General features: G+C 70.8%; 14 protein-coding genes. 12 read left to right on the forward strand and 2 right to left on the reverse strand.

The window, feature by feature from the left end:
- Positions 1 to 46: 46 nt before the first annotated feature.
- Genes MJ604_RS07985 through MJ604_RS08010 form a run of 6 tightly spaced genes read left to right on the forward strand, consistent with a single transcriptional unit; the run spans position 47 to position 9,336 of the window.
- Positions 47 to 1,594, forward strand: a complete 1,548-nt coding sequence (locus MJ604_RS07985; protein WP_243057789.1) for a sugar ABC transporter ATP-binding protein — start codon at positions 47 to 49, stop codon at positions 1,592 to 1,594.
- Complete coding sequence (locus MJ604_RS07990; RefSeq protein WP_243057790.1) at positions 1,591 to 2,640, forward strand: ABC transporter permease; 1,050 nt, start codon at positions 1,591 to 1,593, stop codon at positions 2,638 to 2,640. Before MJ604_RS07985 ends, MJ604_RS07990 begins: the two co-directional genes overlap by 4 nt.
- Positions 2,637 to 3,653: a sugar ABC transporter permease YjfF gene (locus MJ604_RS07995; RefSeq protein ID WP_243057791.1), complete on the forward strand. Its 1,017-nt coding sequence runs from the start codon at positions 2,637 to 2,639 to the stop codon at positions 3,651 to 3,653. The genes MJ604_RS07990 and MJ604_RS07995 overlap by 4 nt, the downstream gene beginning before the upstream one ends.
- 29 nt (positions 3,654 to 3,682) lie before the next feature.
- Positions 3,683 to 5,191, forward strand: coding sequence for a sugar ABC transporter ATP-binding protein (locus MJ604_RS24195; protein WP_243057792.1), 1,509 nt, complete (start codon positions 3,683 to 3,685; stop codon positions 5,189 to 5,191).
- A complete protein-coding gene (locus MJ604_RS08005) occupies positions 5,191 to 6,225 on the forward strand; it encodes a LacI family DNA-binding transcriptional regulator (protein ID WP_243057793.1) in 1,035 nt (344 codons plus the stop codon). Before MJ604_RS24195 ends, MJ604_RS08005 begins: the two co-directional genes overlap by 1 nt.
- A 54-nt stretch (positions 6,226 to 6,279) precedes the next feature.
- Positions 6,280 to 9,336 (forward strand): fibronectin type III domain-containing protein, encoded by a 3,057-nt coding sequence (locus MJ604_RS08010; RefSeq protein WP_243057794.1) that lies wholly within the window; start codon positions 6,280 to 6,282, stop codon positions 9,334 to 9,336.
- Positions 9,337 to 9,369: 33 nt separating this feature from the next.
- On the opposite strand, the gene MJ604_RS08015 is transcribed toward MJ604_RS08010, so the two are convergent.
- Positions 9,370 to 10,671 (reverse strand): threonine/serine exporter ThrE family protein, encoded by a 1,302-nt coding sequence (locus MJ604_RS08015; RefSeq protein ID WP_243057795.1) that lies wholly within the window; start codon positions 10,669 to 10,671, stop codon positions 9,370 to 9,372.
- 165 nt (positions 10,672 to 10,836) lie between these two features.
- Here MJ604_RS08015 and MJ604_RS08020 point away from each other — a divergent pair, with 165 nt between their 5' ends.
- Genes MJ604_RS08020 through MJ604_RS08045 form a run of 6 tightly spaced genes read left to right on the forward strand, consistent with a single transcriptional unit; the run spans position 10,837 to position 17,552 of the window.
- Positions 10,837 to 12,327: an MFS transporter gene (locus MJ604_RS08020; protein WP_243057796.1), complete on the forward strand. Its 1,491-nt coding sequence runs from the start codon at positions 10,837 to 10,839 to the stop codon at positions 12,325 to 12,327.
- A complete protein-coding gene (locus MJ604_RS08025) occupies positions 12,324 to 13,445 on the forward strand; it encodes an aminopeptidase P family protein (RefSeq protein WP_243057797.1) in 1,122 nt (373 codons plus the stop codon). Before MJ604_RS08020 ends, MJ604_RS08025 begins: the two co-directional genes overlap by 4 nt.
- 13 nt (positions 13,446 to 13,458) lie before the next feature.
- A complete protein-coding gene (locus MJ604_RS08030) occupies positions 13,459 to 14,919 on the forward strand; it encodes an APC family permease (protein WP_243057798.1) in 1,461 nt (486 codons plus the stop codon).
- Positions 14,916 to 15,359, forward strand: a complete 444-nt coding sequence (locus MJ604_RS08035) for a hypothetical protein (RefSeq protein WP_243057799.1) — start codon at positions 14,916 to 14,918, stop codon at positions 15,357 to 15,359. Before MJ604_RS08030 ends, MJ604_RS08035 begins: the two co-directional genes overlap by 4 nt.
- A 1-nt stretch (position 15,360) precedes the next feature.
- A complete protein-coding gene (locus MJ604_RS08040; RefSeq protein WP_243057800.1) occupies positions 15,361 to 16,707 on the forward strand; it encodes a dipeptidase in 1,347 nt (448 codons plus the stop codon).
- Positions 16,708 to 16,712: 5 nt separating this feature from the next.
- Positions 16,713 to 17,552 carry an alpha/beta fold hydrolase gene (locus MJ604_RS08045; protein ID WP_243057801.1) on the forward strand — a complete coding sequence of 280 codons (840 nt, stop codon included), beginning with the start codon at positions 16,713 to 16,715 and terminating at the stop codon, positions 17,550 to 17,552.
- Between the two features lie 39 nt (positions 17,553 to 17,591).
- Here MJ604_RS08045 and MJ604_RS08050 read toward each other — a convergent pair whose 3' ends face one another.
- The gene (locus MJ604_RS08050; RefSeq protein WP_243057802.1) at positions 17,592 to 18,269 is read right to left on the reverse strand and encodes a LuxR C-terminal-related transcriptional regulator; all 678 of its coding nucleotides are present in this window, start codon (positions 18,267 to 18,269) and stop codon (positions 17,592 to 17,594) included.
- Positions 18,270 to 18,430: the final 161 nt, after the last annotated feature.

Consider the following 18,430-nt stretch of genomic DNA (forward strand, 5'->3'; position numbering starts at 1 on the left):
CGGCGCCGGCGGGCCAGCGCTCCCGAGGCAAGGGTCGTCCACGTAGATGCATGCCGAGACCGAGGTGGCACCGCTCGTCGAGATGCGCGGTATCACCATCCAGTTCCCGGGCGTCCTGGCGCTCGACCACGTCGACTTCTGCCTGCGCGCCGGTGAGGTGCACTCGATCATGGGCGAGAACGGCGCCGGGAAGTCCACCCTGATCAAGGCGCTCACCGGTGTCTACTCCATCGACAGCGGCACGATCCTGGTCGGCGGCGAGGAGCGGGTCTTCGGGTCCACCGCCGACGCACAGGCAGCAGGCATCTCCACCGTCTACCAAGAGGTCAACCTCTGCACGAACCTGTCGGTGGGCGAGAACGTCATGCTCGGCCACGAGCCGCGCAACCTGCGCGGCATCGACTGGCGGGCCACGCACCGCGAGGCCGCGCGCTACCTCGCGGACCTCGGCGTCCACCTCGACACCCACACGCTGCTCTCCAGCCACTCGATCGCGATCCAGCAGCTCGTGGCCATCAGCCGCGCGATGGTGCTCGACTCGCGCGTGCTCATCCTCGACGAGCCGACGTCCAGCCTCGACCGCGACGAGGTCGACCAGCTGTTCGCCGTCGTCCGCGACCTGCGCGCCAAGGGCGTTGCGATCATCTTCATCAGCCACTTCCTCGACCAGGTCTACGAGATCTCCGACCGGATCACGGTCCTGCGCAACGGCCAGCTCGTCGGCGAGTACTGCGCCCAGGACCTGCCGCGCGCCGACCTGGTCACCAAGATGATCGGCAAGGTCCTCGAGGAGCTCGACGACATCGCCACCAGCGCCGAGCGCACCATCGACCGCAGCGCGGCACCGCTGCTCCGGGCGACCGGCATCGGCAAGCGCGGCGTCCTCTCCCCCGCCGACCTCGACGTGTACGACGGGGAGGTCGTCGGGATCGCCGGGCTCCTCGGCTCCGGTCGCACCGAGCTGGTCCGCCTCGTCTACGGCGCCGACCGCGCCGACGCGGGCCACTTCGAGCTGCACGGCGAGCCCGCGAAGCTGACCTCGCCGCGGCACGCCATCGACCACCGCATCGCGTTCTCCTCCGAGAACCGGCGCGAGGAGGGCATCATCGCGGACCTCACGGTCGGCGAGAACATCGCGCTGGGCATCCAGGCGCGGCGCGGCTGGCTACGCAAGCTCCGCGGCGCGGAGTACGACGCGGTGGTCGCCGAGTACATCGCCGCCCTCGGCGTACGCCCCGCCGACCCGAACCGCCTCGCCGGCACCCTGTCGGGCGGCAACCAGCAGAAGGTGCTCCTGGCGCGGTGGCTCGCCACGGCGCCCGAGCTGATCATCCTCGACGAGCCGACCCGTGGCATCGACGTCGGCGCGAAGGCCGACATCCAGCGCAAGGTCGCCGAGCTCTCCCACCAGGGACTCTCCGTCATCTTCATCTCCTCAGAGCTCGAAGAGGTGCTTCGATTGGCCCAGCGTGTCGTCGTGATGAGGGACCGGCACCAGATCGGCGTGCTCGACTCGAGCGACGTCGATGTCGACGGACTCATCGACTACATGGCCAACCAGGGCGATGCCCAGAGTGAAGGGAGCGTCGCGTGACGAGGCTGATGAAGCACCGGCTCTTCTGGCCCGTGTTCTCGCTGCTCGCGCTGATCGTCATCAACACGATCGCCCGCCCGCAGTTCATCAAGATCACCATGCGCGACGGTGAGTTCTACGGCGCGCTCATCGACATCCTGCGCAACTGCGCCCCGCTGATGCTGGTGGCGCTGGGCATGACCCTCGTGATCGCCACCCGCGGCATCGACCTCTCCGTCGGCGCGGTCATGGCCGTCTCCGGCGCGGTGACGCTGACGATCATCGACGGATCGAGCAGCCCGGGCAGCACGAGCACCGTGCTCGTCGCGATCCTGGCCGGCATCGGGGTCTCGCTCGTGCTCGGGCTCTGGAACGGCTTCCTCGTCGCCGTCCTCGACATCCAACCGATCATCGCGACCTTGGTGCTGATGCTCGCCGGCCGCGGTGTCGCGCTGCTCATCACCGACGGCTTCATCACGACCGTCAACAGCGAGCCACTGAACTTCGTCGCGACCGGCTACCTGTTCGCCCTCCCGTTCGCGCTGTTCATCTGGCTGGCCGCGGCCGCCGCGATCGCGATCGTCGAGCGGCGCACGGCGCTGGGCGTCCTCACCGAGGCCGTCGGCATCAACCCCGAGGCCAGCCGGCTGGCCGGCGTGCGGTCGCGCGGCATCATCCTCGGCGCGTACGTCGCCAGCGGCACCCTCGCCGGCATCGCCGGCATCATCTACAGCTCGAACATCCGGGCCGCCGACGCCAACGCGGCCGGTGACCTCATCGAGCTCTACGCGATCCTGGCCGTCGTCCTCGGCGGTACGTCGCTCATGGGCGGCAAGTTCACGATCGCCGGCACCGTGATCGGCGTCCTCATCATCCAGACGCTCGACTCGACGATCCTGTTCCTCGGGGTCTCGTCGGCGCAGAGCCCGGTGTTCTTCGCGATCGTCGTCGTCATCGTGGTGCTGATCCAGTCACCACGCGTCCATCAGTGGGGCCGAGCACTGACCGGCGGCTTCCGCACCCGCCCGGGCACCGAGGTCCGCAACGACGCGGAGGTCACCGCATGAGCACCACGACCGTCACCGCCCCGCGCGCCCGCCTGGCGTCGTACTCGCGGACGTTCCTGGACCGGCACTCCTCGATGATGCCGACGTTCGCCGCGCTGCTGATCTTCATCGCGCTGCTGATCGGCGCGGAGATGCACTTCGGCAACTTCCTGACGCCGCTCAACATGTCGGCGCTGCTGCTCAACTACGCCTACCTGCTGATCCTCGCGGTCGGCATGACGTTCGTGATCATCACCGGCGGCATCGACCTGTCCGTCGGGTCGGTGATGGCGTTCACCGGCATCTCGTGCGCGAAGCTGCTCGGGGAGGGCTACTCCGCCGCGGTCGTGATCCCGGCCATCCTCCTCGGCGGCGCGGCGATCGGGCTCCTCATCGGCGTGCTGGTGCAGTACTTCGACGTCCAGCCGTTCATCGCGTCGCTGGCGGGCCTGTTCCTCGCCCGAGGCCTGGCGTTCGTGGTCAGCCTGTCCTCGATCCGGGTCGAGAACGAGTCCGTGCTGTGGCTGCAGACGACCCGCTGGCGCTTCGGCGAGTGGTACATCACCCCGACCGGCATCCTCGCGCTGTCCGTCGCCGCGATCGGCGCGTTCGTCCTCGCGTTCACCCGGTTCGGCCGCACCGTGTACGCCGTCGGCGGCAACGAGCAGTCGGCGCGACTGATGGGCCTGAACGTCGCCCGCACGAAGGTCCTCGTGTACGTCATCAGCGGCGTGTGCGGCGGTCTCGCGGGCCTGGTGCTGACGGCGTACTCAGGCGCCGGCTACCCGCGCAACGGCATCGGCACCGAGCTCGACGTGATCGCGGCGGTCGTGATCGGCGGCACCCTGCTGACCGGCGGCACCGGCTACGTGCTGGGCTCCGTGATCGGCGTGCTGGTGTTCGCCACGATCAACACGATCATCGCCTACGAGGGTGCGGAGCAGGCGTGGACCCGGATCATCATCGGCCTGATGCTGCTGATGTTCATCGTCGTGCAGCGGGTGATCGTCGTCCGCTCGGAGCGTCGAAGATAGCCAGGCCGGTTCCCGGCGATAATGGCCGCGTGGAACGTCCGATCCTCGAGCTCACCGGCGCGACCGTGTACTTCGGTGCCGACGCCGCGCTCGACGGTGTCGACTTCCGGCTGTTCCCCGGCGAGGTCCACTCACTCATGGGCGAGAACGGCGCGGGCAAGTCGACGCTGATCAAGGCGATCACGGGCGCGCTCCAGCTCACCTCGGGCGAGCTCCGGATCGACGGCGAGGTGATGCACTTCGGGTCGCCGCACGACGCCCAGGAGGCCGGCGTCCGCGCCGTCTACCAGGAGATCGACCTGCTGCCGAACATCTCGGTCGCGGAGAACATCTCGCTCGGCACCGAGCCACGCCGGTTCGGTCTGATCGACTGGAAGGAGATGCGCGAGCGCGCCCACGCCGTGCTCGCCGACCTCGGTCTCGACATCGACCCGGCATCGATCCTCGGCCGGCACTCCCTCGCCGTGCAGCAGCTGGTGGCGATCGCCCGCGCGATCTCCACGGAGGCGCGCGTCCTGGTGCTCGACGAGCCGACCTCGAGCCTCGACCTCGACGAGTGCGCCGAGCTGTTCCGCGTGATCCGTGACCTCAAGGAGCGCGGCGTCGCGATCATCTTCGTGTCGCACTTCCTCGACCAGGTCTACGAGATCTGCGACCGGGTCACCGTGCTGCGAGACGGCAAGCTCGTCGGCGAGTACCTCACCCGCGAGTTCCTGCGCATCGACCTGGTGCAGGCGATGCTCGGCCGCAGCGCCGAGTCCCTGCGGGCCCGGCCGCGCCTGCACCTCGCCGACGAGCGCAGCACCGAGCCGTTCCTCAGCGCGCGGGCGGTGTCGGTCGGCTCGGGCATCAACGACGCCGACGTCGACATGATCGAGGGCGAGGTGCTCGGCGTCGCCGGGCTGCTGGGATCCGGGCGCACCGAGCTGGCCCGAGCGCTCACCGGCATCGACAAGCTCGATGGCGGCATCATCCGCATCCAGGGCACCGACGAGAGCCTCGGCAACCCGCGCTCGGCCATCTCGCTGGGCGTCGTGTACTCGTCGGAGAACCGGCGCACCGAGGGCATCCTCAGCGAGCTCAGCGTGCAGGAGAACATCACGCTCGCGCTCCAGGCCGAGCGCGGCGTGTTCCGCCGGATCCGACCGGCGCGGCAGCGCGAGCTGGCGATGAGCTGGGTCGACGCCCTCGACATCCGCCCACCCGACCTCGACCGACCGGCCGGCACGCTCTCCGGCGGCAACCAGCAGAAGGTGCTGCTCGCACGGCTGCTGGCGCTCTCGCCCCGTGTCCTGGTGCTCGACGAACCGACCCGCGGCATCGACGTGGGCGCGAAGGTCGAGGTGCAGAACCTCGTCGGCGAGCTCGCCGACAACGGCCTCTCGGTCATGTTCATCTCGGCCGAGCTCGAGGAGGTGCTGCGGGTCGGCAACCGGGTGCTGATCGTGCAGGACGGCCGGATCCTCGACACGGTGCCGTCCGAGGACCTCACCGCAGACTCGCTCACCGCTCTCGTCGCCCGCCCCGAGGCCGTCTGATGAGCACCGAACCCGCGAGCGCGGAGCCGGGCAAGGGCCGCGCGGCGAACATCTTCGACGTGGCCAGGCTGGCCGGGGTCTCCCACCAGACCGTGTCCCGGGTCATCAACGACCTGCCGAACGTGCGGCCGTCCACCCGCGCCCGCGTCGAGCAGGCGATCGCCCAGCTTCACTACAGCCCGTCGCCCGCCGCCCGCGCGCTGGTCACCAAGCGCACGCGCACGATCGGGCTGGTCACACCCGGCATCTCCGACTACGGCCCGACGTCGATCGCGATGCACTTCAACTTCGCGGCCCGCGCGGCGCGCTACAACGTCGAGTCGGTCAGCGCGCCGGCCGACGACCCGAAGGCGATCCGGTCGGTCGTCGAGGCACTGCTCCGGCAGCGCGTCGACGCGATCGTGCTGGTGGTCGTCGACGTCGCCGTGCTGGAGCTGGTGCGCAGCCTCGACCTCCGGATCCCGGTCGTGGTGGCGGCGTCCACCGCGCGCCGCAGCCCGCTGATCGTGTCGATCGACCAGTACCGCGGCGCCCGGTCGGCGGTCCGGCACCTCGCCGAGATCGGGCACACCCGGATCCTCCACCTCGCCGGCCCGCGCAACGCCCCCGACGCCACCGAGCGGGTCCGCGGCTGGCGCGACGAGCTCGCTGCGCACCGCCTCGAGATCGTCCCGCCGGTGTTCGGCGACTGGTCGGCGGCCAGCGGCCACCGGCTCGGCACCGAGCTGGACATCGAGCCCGGTGTCGCGGTGTTCGTCGGCAACGACCAGATGTCCATCGGGCTGCTGTCCGCGCTGCGCGAGCGCGGCCTGCGGGTGCCCGAGGACATCAGCGTGATCGGCTTCGACGACGTACCCGAGGCCGGCTACCTCTTCCCGCCCCTCACCACGGTCCGCCAGGACTTCGACACCCTCGGCGAGCTGATCATGCAGAAGGTGCTGATCGCGGTCGAGGAGGAGAGCACGGTCACCGAGGACACCCCGATCCCGACCCACCTGGTCGTGCGCCAGTCGACCCGTCCGATCGAGGACTGAGACCCGAAGCGGCGGTTCTCGTCAGATCCCGGCACCTCGTGCCGATAGAGAGACGTGTCCAAGTTCAGGCTCGTGCTCGCCTCGGTGCTCGGCGTGTCGTTGCTCTGGACCGGCGGTACGCCGGCCGAGGCGGCCACCGACACGGCTCCGCCGACCGTGGTGACCTTCGACTTCACGCCCAAGACGGTCGACGTCAGCGCGGGTGACCAGCAGGTCACGGTCACCGCCCAGATCACCGACGCCAGCGGGGTCGAGGCGCCCCGCGTCCGGGTCACCTCGGACTCGACCAGCCAGGCCTCGGAGTACGCCGACCTGACGCTCACCGCCGGAGACGCGAAGAACGGGATCTACGCCGCCACCGTCACCGTCCCGGCCGGCGCCGCGGCGGGCGCCTGGAGCGTGTCGATCGACCCGCTCGCCGACGTTCTCGGGAACGTCTCGGGCGCCAAGAGCACCCACGCGAAGAAGCTCGCCGTGCTCGACGACAACGCCGACCTGAACCCGCCGGCTCTCGTGGACTACACGTTCAGCCCGTCCACGGTGGACGTCAGCTCCGGCCCGCAGCTGGTCACCATCAGCGCGCGGATCACCGACGCCACCGGTACCGTGCCGCCCCACGTGACCGTCACCTCCGACCGGTCCACCCAGTCCGTCGGCACCCTCGACCTGGTCCTGACCGGCGGCGACGCGCGCGACGGGACGTACGAGGCCACCGCGACCATCTTGGCGGGCGCCACGGCCGGCGCCTGGACCGTCACCCTCGACCCGCTCGCCGACACGCTCGGCAACCGCGAGCTCAGCCACCACCGGCACGCGAGCTCGCTCACCGTCCTGGACCTCCACCCCGACCCGGATCCGCCGGTGCTGGAGGACTACACGTTCACCCCCACGACCGTCGACGTCGGTGCCGGCTCCCAACAGGTCGACGTCACCGCCCACATCAGCGACGCCACGGGCGCGGTCGCGCCGACGGTGTACCTCGACTCGGACACGACCAACCAGGTCGTCGGGCCGATCACCCTGACCCGGACCTCCGGCGACGCCAAGGCCGGGATCTACGGAGCCAGCGCCACCGTCCCCGTGACCGCTGCGGCGGGCACCTGGGCCGTGGTCCTCTCCCCGCTCGTCGACCTGCTCGGGAACAGGGAGCCCTCGGAGCACACGCACTGGGCGCGGCTCACCGTCCGCAACGAGCCGGTCAGCGTCCCCGACCCGCCGACCGCAGTGACGGCGCTGCGCTCCGACCGCTCCGCCCAGGTCAGCTGGACCCCCGGCAACGACCACGGCTCCCAGGTCACCAGCTTCACCATCACCGCCTCCCCCGGCGGGGCCACGAAGCAGGCGACCAGCAACCAGACGTCCACCCTGTTCACCGGCCTGACCAACGGCACGGCGTACACCTTCACCGTCACGGCGACCAACGCCAACGGCACCTCGAAGCCGTCGCTCGCGTCGACAGCGGTCACCCCGGCCGCGATCCCGGCGCCGCCGACGGCTGTCACAGCGACCCGTGGCGACAAGACCGCCCAGGTCAGCTGGACGCCGGGGTCGAACAACGGATACCCGATCTCGGGGTACACCATCACCACGTTGCCGGGCGGCGTGGTGAAGACCGTGACCGGCACCATGACCACCACCTCGATCGCCGGGCTGACCAACGGCACCCCGTACACGTTCACGGTCGCGGCCACGAACGCGAACGGCACGTCCCTGCCGTCGCTGCAGTCGACCGCCGTCACTCCCGCCGGGGTCCCCACGGCGCCGACCGCCGTCTCCGCGGTCCGCGGCGACAAGTTCGCCCAGGTCACCTGGACGCCGTCGGCGGACAACGGCTCCGCGATCACCGGCTTCACGGTCACCGCCTCCCCCGGCGGCGCCTCCATGAGTGTCTCGGCGGAGAAGACCAGCGCCACGCTCATCAACCTCTCGAACGGCGTGCCGTACACGTTCACGGTCAAGGCCATCAACGCGGTGGGAACCTCCACGGCCTCCACGCCGTCGCCTGCCGTCACCCCGGCCACGCTCCCGTCCGCCCCGGCGGGTGTGATCGCGAAGGGTGGCGACAAGTCCGCCATCGTCACGTGGACACCCGCCGTGGACAACGGCGCCCCGATCACCGGCTACACGATCACTGCCAGCCCCGGTGGTGCGACCGTCGTCCTCACCGGGACCAAGACGAGCACCACGCTCAAGGACCTGATCAACGGGCTCTCGTACACGTTCACCGTCACGGCGACCAACGCGGTCGGCACGTCGCCGTCGTCCCCGGCCTCGGCGGCGATCACCCCGGCCACCGTGCCCTCGCCCCCGATCGGGCTGATCGCGACCCGCGGCGACAAGTCGGCCCAGGTCACCTGGACTCCGTCCGCGGACAACGGCTCCCCGATCACGGCGTACACGATCACGGCGAGCCCCGGCGGGGCCACCACCACCGTCGCCGGCACCCTGACGACGGCGAAGATCCTCGGCCTGGTCAACGGCTCGACGTACACGTTCACGGTCAAGGCGATCAACGCACTCGGCTCGTCCGCGGCCTCGCCTCCCTCGGCCGCGGTCGTCCCCGCGACGGTGCCGGGTACACCGACCGAGGTGACCGCGACCCGTGGTCCGAGGTCGGCCGCGATCAGCTGGCGGGCACCGGCGGACAACGGCTCCCCGATCACCGGCTACACGATCACCATCAACCCCGGCGGGACGACCGCGACCGTGGCGGGCACCCAGACCCGCACCACCATCAAGGGCCTGGCCAACGGGACCAGCTACACCTTCACGGTGTCGGCCACCAACACCGTCGGCGCCTCGCCGGAGTCGCTCAGCTCGCAGTCGGTCATCCCGGCCGGCCGGCCGCGCCGCGTCGAGACCCCGACCGCCACCGTCGACAAGCGCACCGTGACGATCAGCTGGTCCGCGCCCGAGGACAACGGCGCACCGCTCACCAGCTACATCGTGAACGTGGACCCCGGCCGGGCGTACAAGACCGTGCTCCCGACCACCCTCACCGCGACGTTCGTCGGCCTCAACCCGGGCACGTACCGCTTCTCCGTCGTCGCGACCAACTACCTCGGGTCAGGGAAGAAGTCGCCGAAGATCACGGTGCGGGTGCGGGGCTAGAGGTGGTCCCTCGTCGAGGCGGGTCGGACCCGGCTAGATCCCCCGCCAGTGGGAGGTCGCGCGGCCGACCCGCTCCGAGAAGCCGGAGCCGACGAGCACGCCGATCGCGATCGCGACCACGGCCAGCAGCGCGTTGAGGAAGTCGCCGAGACCGGCCGCGCCCTTCTCGCCGATGATCTGGGTGACGCCCTCGAGGCCGAGTGCCCCCGGCACCAGCATCCAGAACGCTGGCAGGAAGGTCGCCGGCACCGGCGGACCGCTCTTCCGGTCCTGGACGAAGTACGCCACCGGCAGCACGACCGCGCCGGCGACGAAGCTCCCCCCGAGCGACCCGAAGAACGTGCCGGCGACGAACTGCGCGGCGTAGGCGGCGTACAGCACGAGGACCAGCCAGGCGAACGTCCGGCCCGGCGCCGCGTTCGCGAAGAAGTGCCCGACCGCGAACACGAAGACGCCGACCCACGGCGCCCACGCGCCCATGCTTCCCGTCCGGCCGACCTGGTCGGGCAGCCCGGCGACCTGGAAGCCCATCGCGATCCCGAAGCTGAGCAGCAGCAACCGTTGCAGGCCGTAGACCAGTCGTGCGGAGCCCGAGAGCATCGAGCCGCCGGCGAGCTCGACGGTCGCCATCGTCAGCGCGGCGCCGGGCAGGAACACGACCAGGGCGGCGATCACCAGGTCGAGCGGTGGCGCGTCGAACGCCGGCGCCACCCAGGCCGAGGAGGCCCACGTCACCGCGAAGGCCGCCGCCACCGGCAGGATCATCGCGAGCGTCCGCTCCCGCTCGGACACCCACTGGAGCACGCCGACCAGGAGTCCGAGCATCAGGTACGCCGGCACCGCGCCGGCGGTCGGGTTCAGCATCAGGCCCAGGCCGAGCGTCAGGATCGTCGTGCCGACGACGATCGACCAGTTCCCGAGCCTGCGGGGGGCCGCGAGCATCTCCTCGAGGCGCCGGGAGGCCGACGCGACGTCCAGGGCGCCGTGCCGGATGTCGTCGACGATCCGGTAGAGCTGGTCGATCTGGTCCAGCCGGAGGGCCCCCGCCGACGTGGTCGGCGCGAAGTCGATCCGGCTCGAGGTGCCCGACTCGATCCGGACGAAGATGCCGGTCGGGAGCACGAAGAAGCTGACGCCGTACGCGCCGTACGCCTTGGCCACGTCGTCGAGGATCTGCGTGATCCGCTCCGCGTTGTCCTGTGCACGACTCATCGCGGCGCCGAGGTTGCGCAGCAGCTCGAGGACGTCCTCCGGCGCCTGGTCGGGGATCCGGCTGCTGATCGCCGTGTCGTCACCGAGCGCGCGCTGGGCGATCTCGTCGATGCGCGAGAGCACCTTCCGACGCGTCCACCAGCGTCGTCCCGACCGTGTCTCCCCGGGGCGGCTCACGCTGCCCAGCATGCCGTCCGGTCAACCGACGGTACTCGCCCGAAAGGGGGGATGCGACCGGGCATCCGCCACTCCTACCGTCAGGGCGATGCGGCGACCGGAGGGGGCCTCTTGAGCACGACCGGAACGGCGGCACGGACGGGCGGCGTCCTCGCGGCGACCTGCCTGTCGACCTTGGTGGTCAATGCGAACACCTCGGCCGTCAGCATCCTGCTGCCCGCGATCAGCGAGGACACCGGCATGTCGGTGGACACCCTCCAGTGGGCCGTGACCGGCTACTCCCTTGTCGGCGCGGCGGTCATCATCACGTCCGGGTCGCTCGGCGACGTCTTCGGGCGCAAGAAGATCTTCCAGCTCGGCCTGCTGCTGTTCGTGGTGTCGTGCGTGCTGATCGCGCTCGCCGACACCGGAAGCATGGTGATCGCGGGGCGGGTGATCCAGGGCGCCGCCGGGTCCACGATCCTGGCGTGCGGCCTCAGCCTGCTGTCGGTCGCAACATCAGGGGACCAACAGCTCCGGTCGGTGTCCCTGTGGGGTGCCGCCGCAGCGGTCGGAGCCGCCGCCGGCCCGCTGCTCGGCGGCCTCCTCGTCGGCCTCACGGGATGGCAGGGGCTCTTCTGGATCGACGCCGGTGTCGCCGTCGCCTGCATGGCGCTGACCTACTTCACGATCCAGGAGTCGCGCGACCCGGACCGGCCGCGCTCGATCGACTACCTCGGCACGGTCCTCATCGCGGCCACGCTGGTGCCGCTGATCTACGGGTTCACCAAGAGCGGTGACTGGGGCTGGGTCGACGCGCGCACGCTGGGCTGCTTCGCCGCCTGCATCGTCTTCGGGTACCTCTTCATCGTCGTCGAGAAGCGGGTCGCCGTACCGCTGCTCGACCTGGCGCTGCTGCGCAACCGGATCCTGGTCGGCTCGACCCTGGCGATCCTGATCGGCGCCGGCACCATCAACGGCCTGATGTACCTGCTCAGCCTCTACTTCCAGAACCCGGACGCGCTCGACTTCAGCCCGCTCGAGGCCGGTGTCGCGACGCTGCCCGCCACGGTCGGGCTGGTGGTCGTCGCGCCGTTCGTGCCGAAGCTGGCCAACAGGATGGGCGGCCGGCAGGTCATCGGCGTCGGGTTCATCGCGATGGCCGCCGGGTTCGTCGCGATCGGCTTCACCCAGTCGTCCTGGGCGTACGTCAGCTTCCTCCTACCGATCCTCGCGATCGCGGTCGGCATGGGCCTCTCCAACGGCCCGGCGTCCTCCGCGGCCACCGCGTCGGTCCCCCAGGAGCAGGTCGGCGGCGCGTCCGGCGTCTCCAACATGGCGCGGTACGTCGGCGCCGCGGTCGCGACCGCGCTGTGCGCCACGATCTACAACAGCGTCCAGGTCAACCAGCTGGCCGACGGCGCCAGCGCGTCGGACGCCCTCGCGTCCGGGCTCGCCGCCGCTTCCTGGCTGATGGCCGTGATCAGCTCCCTCGGCATCCTGCTCGCCGTGGTCGCCATCCGCCGGCACAAGTCGGCGACGGGCACCGCCCAGGACGCCGCCGCGTCGGCCGCCGCCCACCTCCACACCATCCCCACCTCGGCCTCGGGAGCCGCCTCATGATCGCGCCGGAACCGTTCACCACCGCCGACTACGCGGCCCGGATGGCCCGGGTCGCGACCGACGCCGCGGCGGTCGGCCTGGACGGCGTGATCGTGACGCCCGGGCCGGACCTGGTCTGGCTCACCGGCTACCAGCCGACCGCGATCACCGAGCGGCTCACCGCCCTGGTCATCTCCGCCGCCTCGGAGCCGGCGCTGCTGGTTCCGACCCTCGAGCGCCCGGATGCCGAGTCCGCGGCCGGTGCGGCGGCGGTCCAGATGGTCGACTGGACCGACGGCGTCGACCCGTACGCCGCCGCCGCTCCCCTGATCCGCGCCACCGGTACGTTCGGCATCTCCGACAACGCCTGGGCGATGCACCTGCTCGGGCTGGAGGCCGCGCTGCCGGGCACGTCCTACCGCGCCCTCACCCAGTCCCTGCCGATGATGCGCGCGGTCAAGGACGCCGACGAGCTCGCCCGACTGGAGGCGGCCGGCGCCGCCGCGGACGCGACGTACCTCGAGATCCTGGAGGTCCGGTTCGCCGGGCGCCGCGAGACCGAGGTCGCCGCCGACCTGGCCGACCTGCTCCGCCGGCACGGCCACGAGCAGGTCGACTTCACCGTCGTCGGGTCCGGCCCGAACGGCGCGAACCCGCACCACGAGGCCGGCGAGCGCACGATCCAGGACGGCGACGCGGTGGTGCTCGACTTCGGCGGGCTGATGTACGGCTACGGCTCCGACACCACCCGCACGGTCAGCGTCGGTGAGCCGTCCGCCGAGCTGCGCGAGGTGCACGCGATCGTGCGCGAGGCGCAGCAGGCCGGCGTCGACGCGGTCCGCCCCGGAATCGCCTGCCAGGAGGTCGACCGCGCCGCGCGCCGGGTCATCACGGACGCCGGCTACGGCGCCCAGTTCATCCACCGCACCGGGCACGGCATCGGCGTCACCACGCACGAGCCGCCGTACATGATCGAGGGCGAGGAGCAGCCGCTGGTCCCCGGGATGTGCTTCTCGGTCGAGCCCGGCATCTACCTCGCCGGCCGCTTCGGCGTGCGCATCGAGGACATCGTGACGGTCACCGACGACGGTGGCCGCCGGTTCAACAACACCGACCACGGCATCGGCGTGGTCGGATGAGGAGGAGGTTGCGATGAGCACCATGGACGTCCCCGCCGAGGGCGTTCCGGCCCAGGCGGGCGCTCGCAGAGCGGTGCCCGCCACCCACTGGATCTCCTGGATCGCCCTGGCCATGATGACCACCAGCTCGGTGGCCAGCCTCCGCGCCGCGCCCACGATGGCCGTCTACGGCCTCGCGTGCGTGTTCCTCTACATCGTCCCCGCGATCGTGTTCCTGCTCCCGACGTCGCTGGTGTCGGCCGAGCTGGCCTCCGGCTGGAAGGGCGGCGTCTACAACTGGGTGTCAGAGGGCATCTCGAAGCCGATGGGCTTCCTGGCCGTCTGGTGCCAGTTCGCGATGACGATCTTCTACTACCCGAGCCTGCTCGGGTTCGTCGCGAGCACGCTGGCCTACGTGATCAACCCTGAGCTCGCCTCGAGCGGGGTGTGGACCGCCGCGGTGATCGTCGTCGTCTACTGGACCGGCGTCTGGGTGTCCTCACGCGGGACGAGCGGCGTCGCCGGGCTGGCCAGCGCCGGACTGATCATCGGGACACTGATCCCGGGCGCGGTGCTGGTCATCCTCGGCATGGTGTTCCTCGGGCAGGGCAACGAGTCGGCCGCACCGATGACCACCAGCAACCTGCTGCCGGCGTGGGCCGGCCTGTCGAGCCTGGTGCTCATCGTCAACAACTTCCTGTCGTACTCCGGCATGGAGATGAACGCCGTGCACGTCGGGTCGCTCAAGAACCCCGGCAAGGAGTTCCCGAAGGCGATGTTCCTGGCCATGGGCATGGTGCTGCTGATCTTCATCCTCCCGGCGCTCGCGATCGCCTGGATCGTCCCCGCCGACGAGCTCTCGCTGACCGCCGGCGTGATGCAGGCCTTCGACGCGGTGTTCGCCAACTTCAACGCGCAGTGGCTGACCCCGATCTTCGGGATCATGCTGGTCGCCGCCTCGCTCGGCGGCATGCTCACCTGGCTGGCCGGCCCGTCGAAGGGCCTGCTGATGATCTCGCGCCAGGAGGGCTACCTGCCGCCGTTCCTGCAGAAGCTCAACAAGCACGGCGTGCCGCAGAACATCCTGGTCACCCAGGGTGTCGTGACCACCTTCATCGCCCTCGGCTACGCGCTGATCCCCGACGTGTCCAGCGCCTACTGGATCTTCTCGGTGATCACCACGCAGGTGTACCTCATCGTCTACCTGCTGATGTTCGTCGCAGCGGTGCGGCTCCGGAGGAACCAGCCCGACCACGAGCGCGGCTACCGCGCCCCGATGCTGGTGGGTCTCTGCGGTGTCGGCTTCGCGGCCTCGCTCGCGGCGCTGCTGATCGGCTTCGTCCCGCCGTCGCAGTTCAGCGGCGGCAGCCCGCTGGTCTACTTCCTGATCGTCGGCGGCGGCGCGCTCGGTCTCGGCCTGGTGGTGCCGTTCCTCTTCTACAAGCTGCGCAAGCCCAGCTGGAAGCTGGCCGAGAACGAGGAGGTGTCGGCATGAGCGAGCACGAGATCCCGGACGAGAAGCGCCACATCATCTACATCGTCGCCGGCGTCGTCCTGATCGCGCTGATCGTCGTCGGCCTGGTCGCCTACCGCGGCCACGAGAGCAACGAGAAGGCCGAGGCGAACGCCGACCAGCTGATCGCGGTGATCGAGGCGGCGGGCTATCCCGCGCCCGATCGCGACGCGATCGTCGGCGTGCTGGGCGACGACGGCGGCGCGGCCTGCGAGGACCCTGAGGACGCCCTGAAGCGCGCGACCATCAACAGCATGCTCGCCAACGGCGCCGCCGGTCCGGGCGCCCGGCCGGTCATCACCGACAGCCTGGCGGTCCGCGGCCAAGCGGCGATCATCGCGATCTACTGCCCGGACGAGCTCGAGGCGTTCGAGGAGCACTTCTCCGACTACGACTTCGACGACGACCTGCTGGACGACTGACATGGACCTCGAGGCCGCCCGTGCCGCCGTACGGGACCTGATGCCGCGCGCTCGCGCGGACCTGACCGAGCTGGTCGCGATGAAGTCCGTCGCCGACCCGCGGCAGTACCCGCCCGAGGAGTGCGCCCGCGCTGCCCAGTGGGTGCTGGACGCCTTCGCCGAGCGCGGGTTCGCCGACGCCCACCTCGAGGAGACGCCCGACGGCAGCATGGCCGTCGTCGGCTCCCGGCCGTGCGGCGACCCGGGCGCCCCGACGGTCCTGCTGTACGCGCACTACGACGTACAACCGCCGCTGGACGAGGCCGCCTGGCACACGCCACCGTTCGAGCTCACCGAGAAGGACGGTCGGTGGTTCGGCCGGGGCACCGCGGACTGCAAGGGCAACATCGTGATGCACCTGACCGCGCTCCGCGCGCTCGGGGACGACATCCCGGTCAACCTCAAGCTGGTCGTCGAGGGCTCGGAGGAGATGGGCACCGGGGGCCTCGAGGAGTTCGTGCCCGGTCATGCCGACCTGCTGCGCGCCGACACGATCCTGGTGTGCGACACCGGCAACGCCGCCGTGGGGAAGCCCGCGGTCACCGTGAGCCTGCGCGGCATGGTGAACGTCGTGGTGCGGGTGAAGGCACTCGCCTCCGAGGTGCACTCGGGCATGTTCGGCGGCCCCGCGCCGGACGCCCTCGCCGCGCTGATCGAGATCCTGGCGTCGCTGCGCGACGAGCAGGGCAACACCACGATCGACGGGCTCGACAACACCCAGGTCTGGGAGGGCGCGCCGTACCCGCCCGAGGACTTCCGGTCCGACGCCGGCATCGTCGAGGGCGGCGCGCTGCTCGGCTCCGGGACGGTCTCGGACATGCTGTGGGCGCGGCCTGCGGTGACGGTGCTGGGCATCGACTGCTCCCCCGTGGTCGGCTCGGCCGCCGCGATCACCCCGGACGCCGCGGCGCGGCTGAACCTGCGGATCCCGCCGGGCACCACGCCCGGCGACGCCCAGCAGGCGCTGGTCGCGCACCTGGAGGGTCACGCCCCGTGGGGCGTCGAGGTCGAGGTCGAGATCGAGGCGACCGGGTCGCCGTTCCGCGCGGTCACCGACGGGCCGGCGTACCAGGCGATCGCGGCGGCGATGGGCGACGCCTACGACACGCCGATGACGTTCCTCGGCCAGGGCGGCTCGATCCCGCTGTGCAACGTGCTCGCGGACACCTTCCCCGGCGCCGAGCTGATCCTGATGGGCGTCGAGGAGCCAGCCTGCCTGATCCACGCGCCGAACGAGAGCGTGGACCCCGGCGAGATCGAGCGGATGGCGGTCACCGAGGCACTGTTCCTCAGTCGCTACAGCAGGTAGGGCGGATGACCGTCGAGCACTCCGACGTCGGCTCCGGGCCGCCGGTCCTGTTCGTCCACGGCTCCCCCGGCGGCTGTGACCAGGGCGAGCTGATGACCCGGTTCCTCGCCGGCTCGCACCGCGTGATCGCGCCGTCCCGGCCGGGCTACCGAGGCACGCCGCTCACCGACGAGCGCCGTACGCCGGCGCAGCAGGCGGAGCTCGCCCTCGGCCTGATGGACTCGCTCAGCGTCGACCGGTTCGACGTCGTGTGCTGGTCGGGCGGCGGGCCCTCGTCGTACCTCCTCGCCGCGGCCCACCCCGACCGGGTGCGCACGATGGTCGCGATCGCCGCGGTCAGCACGTCGTACCACGTGGACCTCCGACGACGGGTCGGGATGGCCGAGGAGAAGCTGCTGATGAACCGGTTCGGCACCTGGCTGGCCGGCAAGCTCGCCGACAGCGCACCCAGTACAGCGGTGAAGATGCTGCTGGCCGAGGAGGGCGACCTGTCACGCCACGAGGTCAAGGAGATCACCGCGCAGGTGCTCGACGACGAGGAGCAACGAGCCTTCGCCCTCGGGCTCTTCGACACCGTCACCGGCCCGCGCAAGCGTGGCTTCGACAACGACATGCACCAGTACGCCGAGCTCGACCTGCCGCTCGGCGACGTCACCGCACCGGTGCTGCTCGTGCACGCGCGCGGGGACGCCGACGTGGCCTACGAGCACAGCACGTACGCCGACCAACGACTCCCCAGCTCGCTGCTGGTCACGCTCGAGGGCGGCACCCACGTCTCGGCCTGGCTCGGGCCCGACGCGGGCGCCGTCCAGGCCGCGATCCGCGAGCACCTCGGCCGGGGCTGACCGTCCGGCTGGGCGATCCGGCGCTCGCCGCCGCCGTGACTAGGCGGCCGCCGGCTCCCAGCCGTTGTCCCAGGCGACGGCGACGGCTTTGCACTGCGAGGAGACGTCGAGCTTCCCGAGCACTGACTTGACCTGGGTTCTCACGGTCTGTTCCGAGACCACCCGGAGGACCGCGATCTCGCGGACGGCGCGTCCGGCCATGAGGTGACGAAGGATGATCCGCTCCTGCGCGCTCAGGCTCGCCAGCCGTCCTCTCGCTGCGTCGCGACCGTGCTGCTGCTGGCGATACAGGTCGACCACCCGGAGCCGCTCGAGGCGACTGATGGCCGGCACCCCTTGCATGGTCCTGCGAGCCAGGCCCAGGAACTCGTTCACCGGCATGCTCTTGCAGGCGACCGCAGAGGCGCCTCCGAAGAACGCCTCCCCGCGCCGGATCGCTCCGTCGGTCTCCATGACGACCAGGATCCGTTGACCGGATCGGGCCAGCGAGAGGTGCACGGCGGCCTGCTCCTCGTGTCCGGACCACCGGTCGATACCGACCACCACCAGTTCCGGGCTGGTCGCGAGGATGGTGCGCAACAGCGACGTCGGCGACGTACCTGGTCGGGCTATGACGACTCGACAGCGGTAGCCACGGCGATCGAGCGACTGCGCGAGGAGCTCGGCGAACATCGCGTGTGAATCGATGATCGTGACCCGCCTGAACTTTTCTCCCATGTGGACCCCCCGGACCTGGGAGACACACCTGCCGCTCCCCCCACGGGCACGGTCACGCGCATCGGTGTTCAGTAGAGCACGCGCGACGGGTATTGACCACGACGGCCGGTCTCGAGTCCCCGATTTCGCGGACGCCGGGTCAGGAGTGGCGGGGTACGGTG

Origin of the sequence: Nocardioides sp. SR21 (genome assembly GCF_022761125.1) — a bacterium.
In the GTDB taxonomy this organism is placed as follows: Bacteria; Actinomycetota; Actinomycetes; order Propionibacteriales; family Nocardioidaceae; genus Nocardioides.

What these genes read in the sequence shown, in the direction of transcription:
- MJ604_RS08040 (WP_243057800.1), top strand. Translation starts at nt 15,361, where the DNA reads ATGGACCTCGAGGCCGCCCGTGCCGCCGTACGGGACCTGATGCCGCGC.
- MJ604_RS08030 (WP_243057798.1), top strand. Translation starts at nt 13,459, where the DNA reads ATGAGCACCATGGACGTCCCCGCCGAGGGCGTTCCGGCCCAGGCGGGC.
- MJ604_RS08025 (WP_243057797.1), top strand. Translation starts at nt 12,324, where the DNA reads ATGATCGCGCCGGAACCGTTCACCACCGCCGACTACGCGGCCCGGATG.
- MJ604_RS08050 (WP_243057802.1), bottom strand. Translation starts at nt 18,269, where the DNA reads ATGGGAGAAAAGTTCAGGCGGGTCACGATCATCGATTCACACGCGATG.
- MJ604_RS08045 (WP_243057801.1), top strand. Translation starts at nt 16,713, where the DNA reads ATGACCGTCGAGCACTCCGACGTCGGCTCCGGGCCGCCGGTCCTGTTC.
- MJ604_RS08005 (WP_243057793.1), top strand. Translation starts at nt 5,191, where the DNA reads ATGAGCACCGAACCCGCGAGCGCGGAGCCGGGCAAGGGCCGCGCGGCG.
- MJ604_RS08035 (WP_243057799.1), top strand. Translation starts at nt 14,916, where the DNA reads ATGAGCGAGCACGAGATCCCGGACGAGAAGCGCCACATCATCTACATC.
- MJ604_RS07995 (WP_243057791.1), top strand. Translation starts at nt 2,637, where the DNA reads ATGAGCACCACGACCGTCACCGCCCCGCGCGCCCGCCTGGCGTCGTAC.
- MJ604_RS07985 (WP_243057789.1), top strand. Translation starts at nt 47, where the DNA reads ATGCATGCCGAGACCGAGGTGGCACCGCTCGTCGAGATGCGCGGTATC.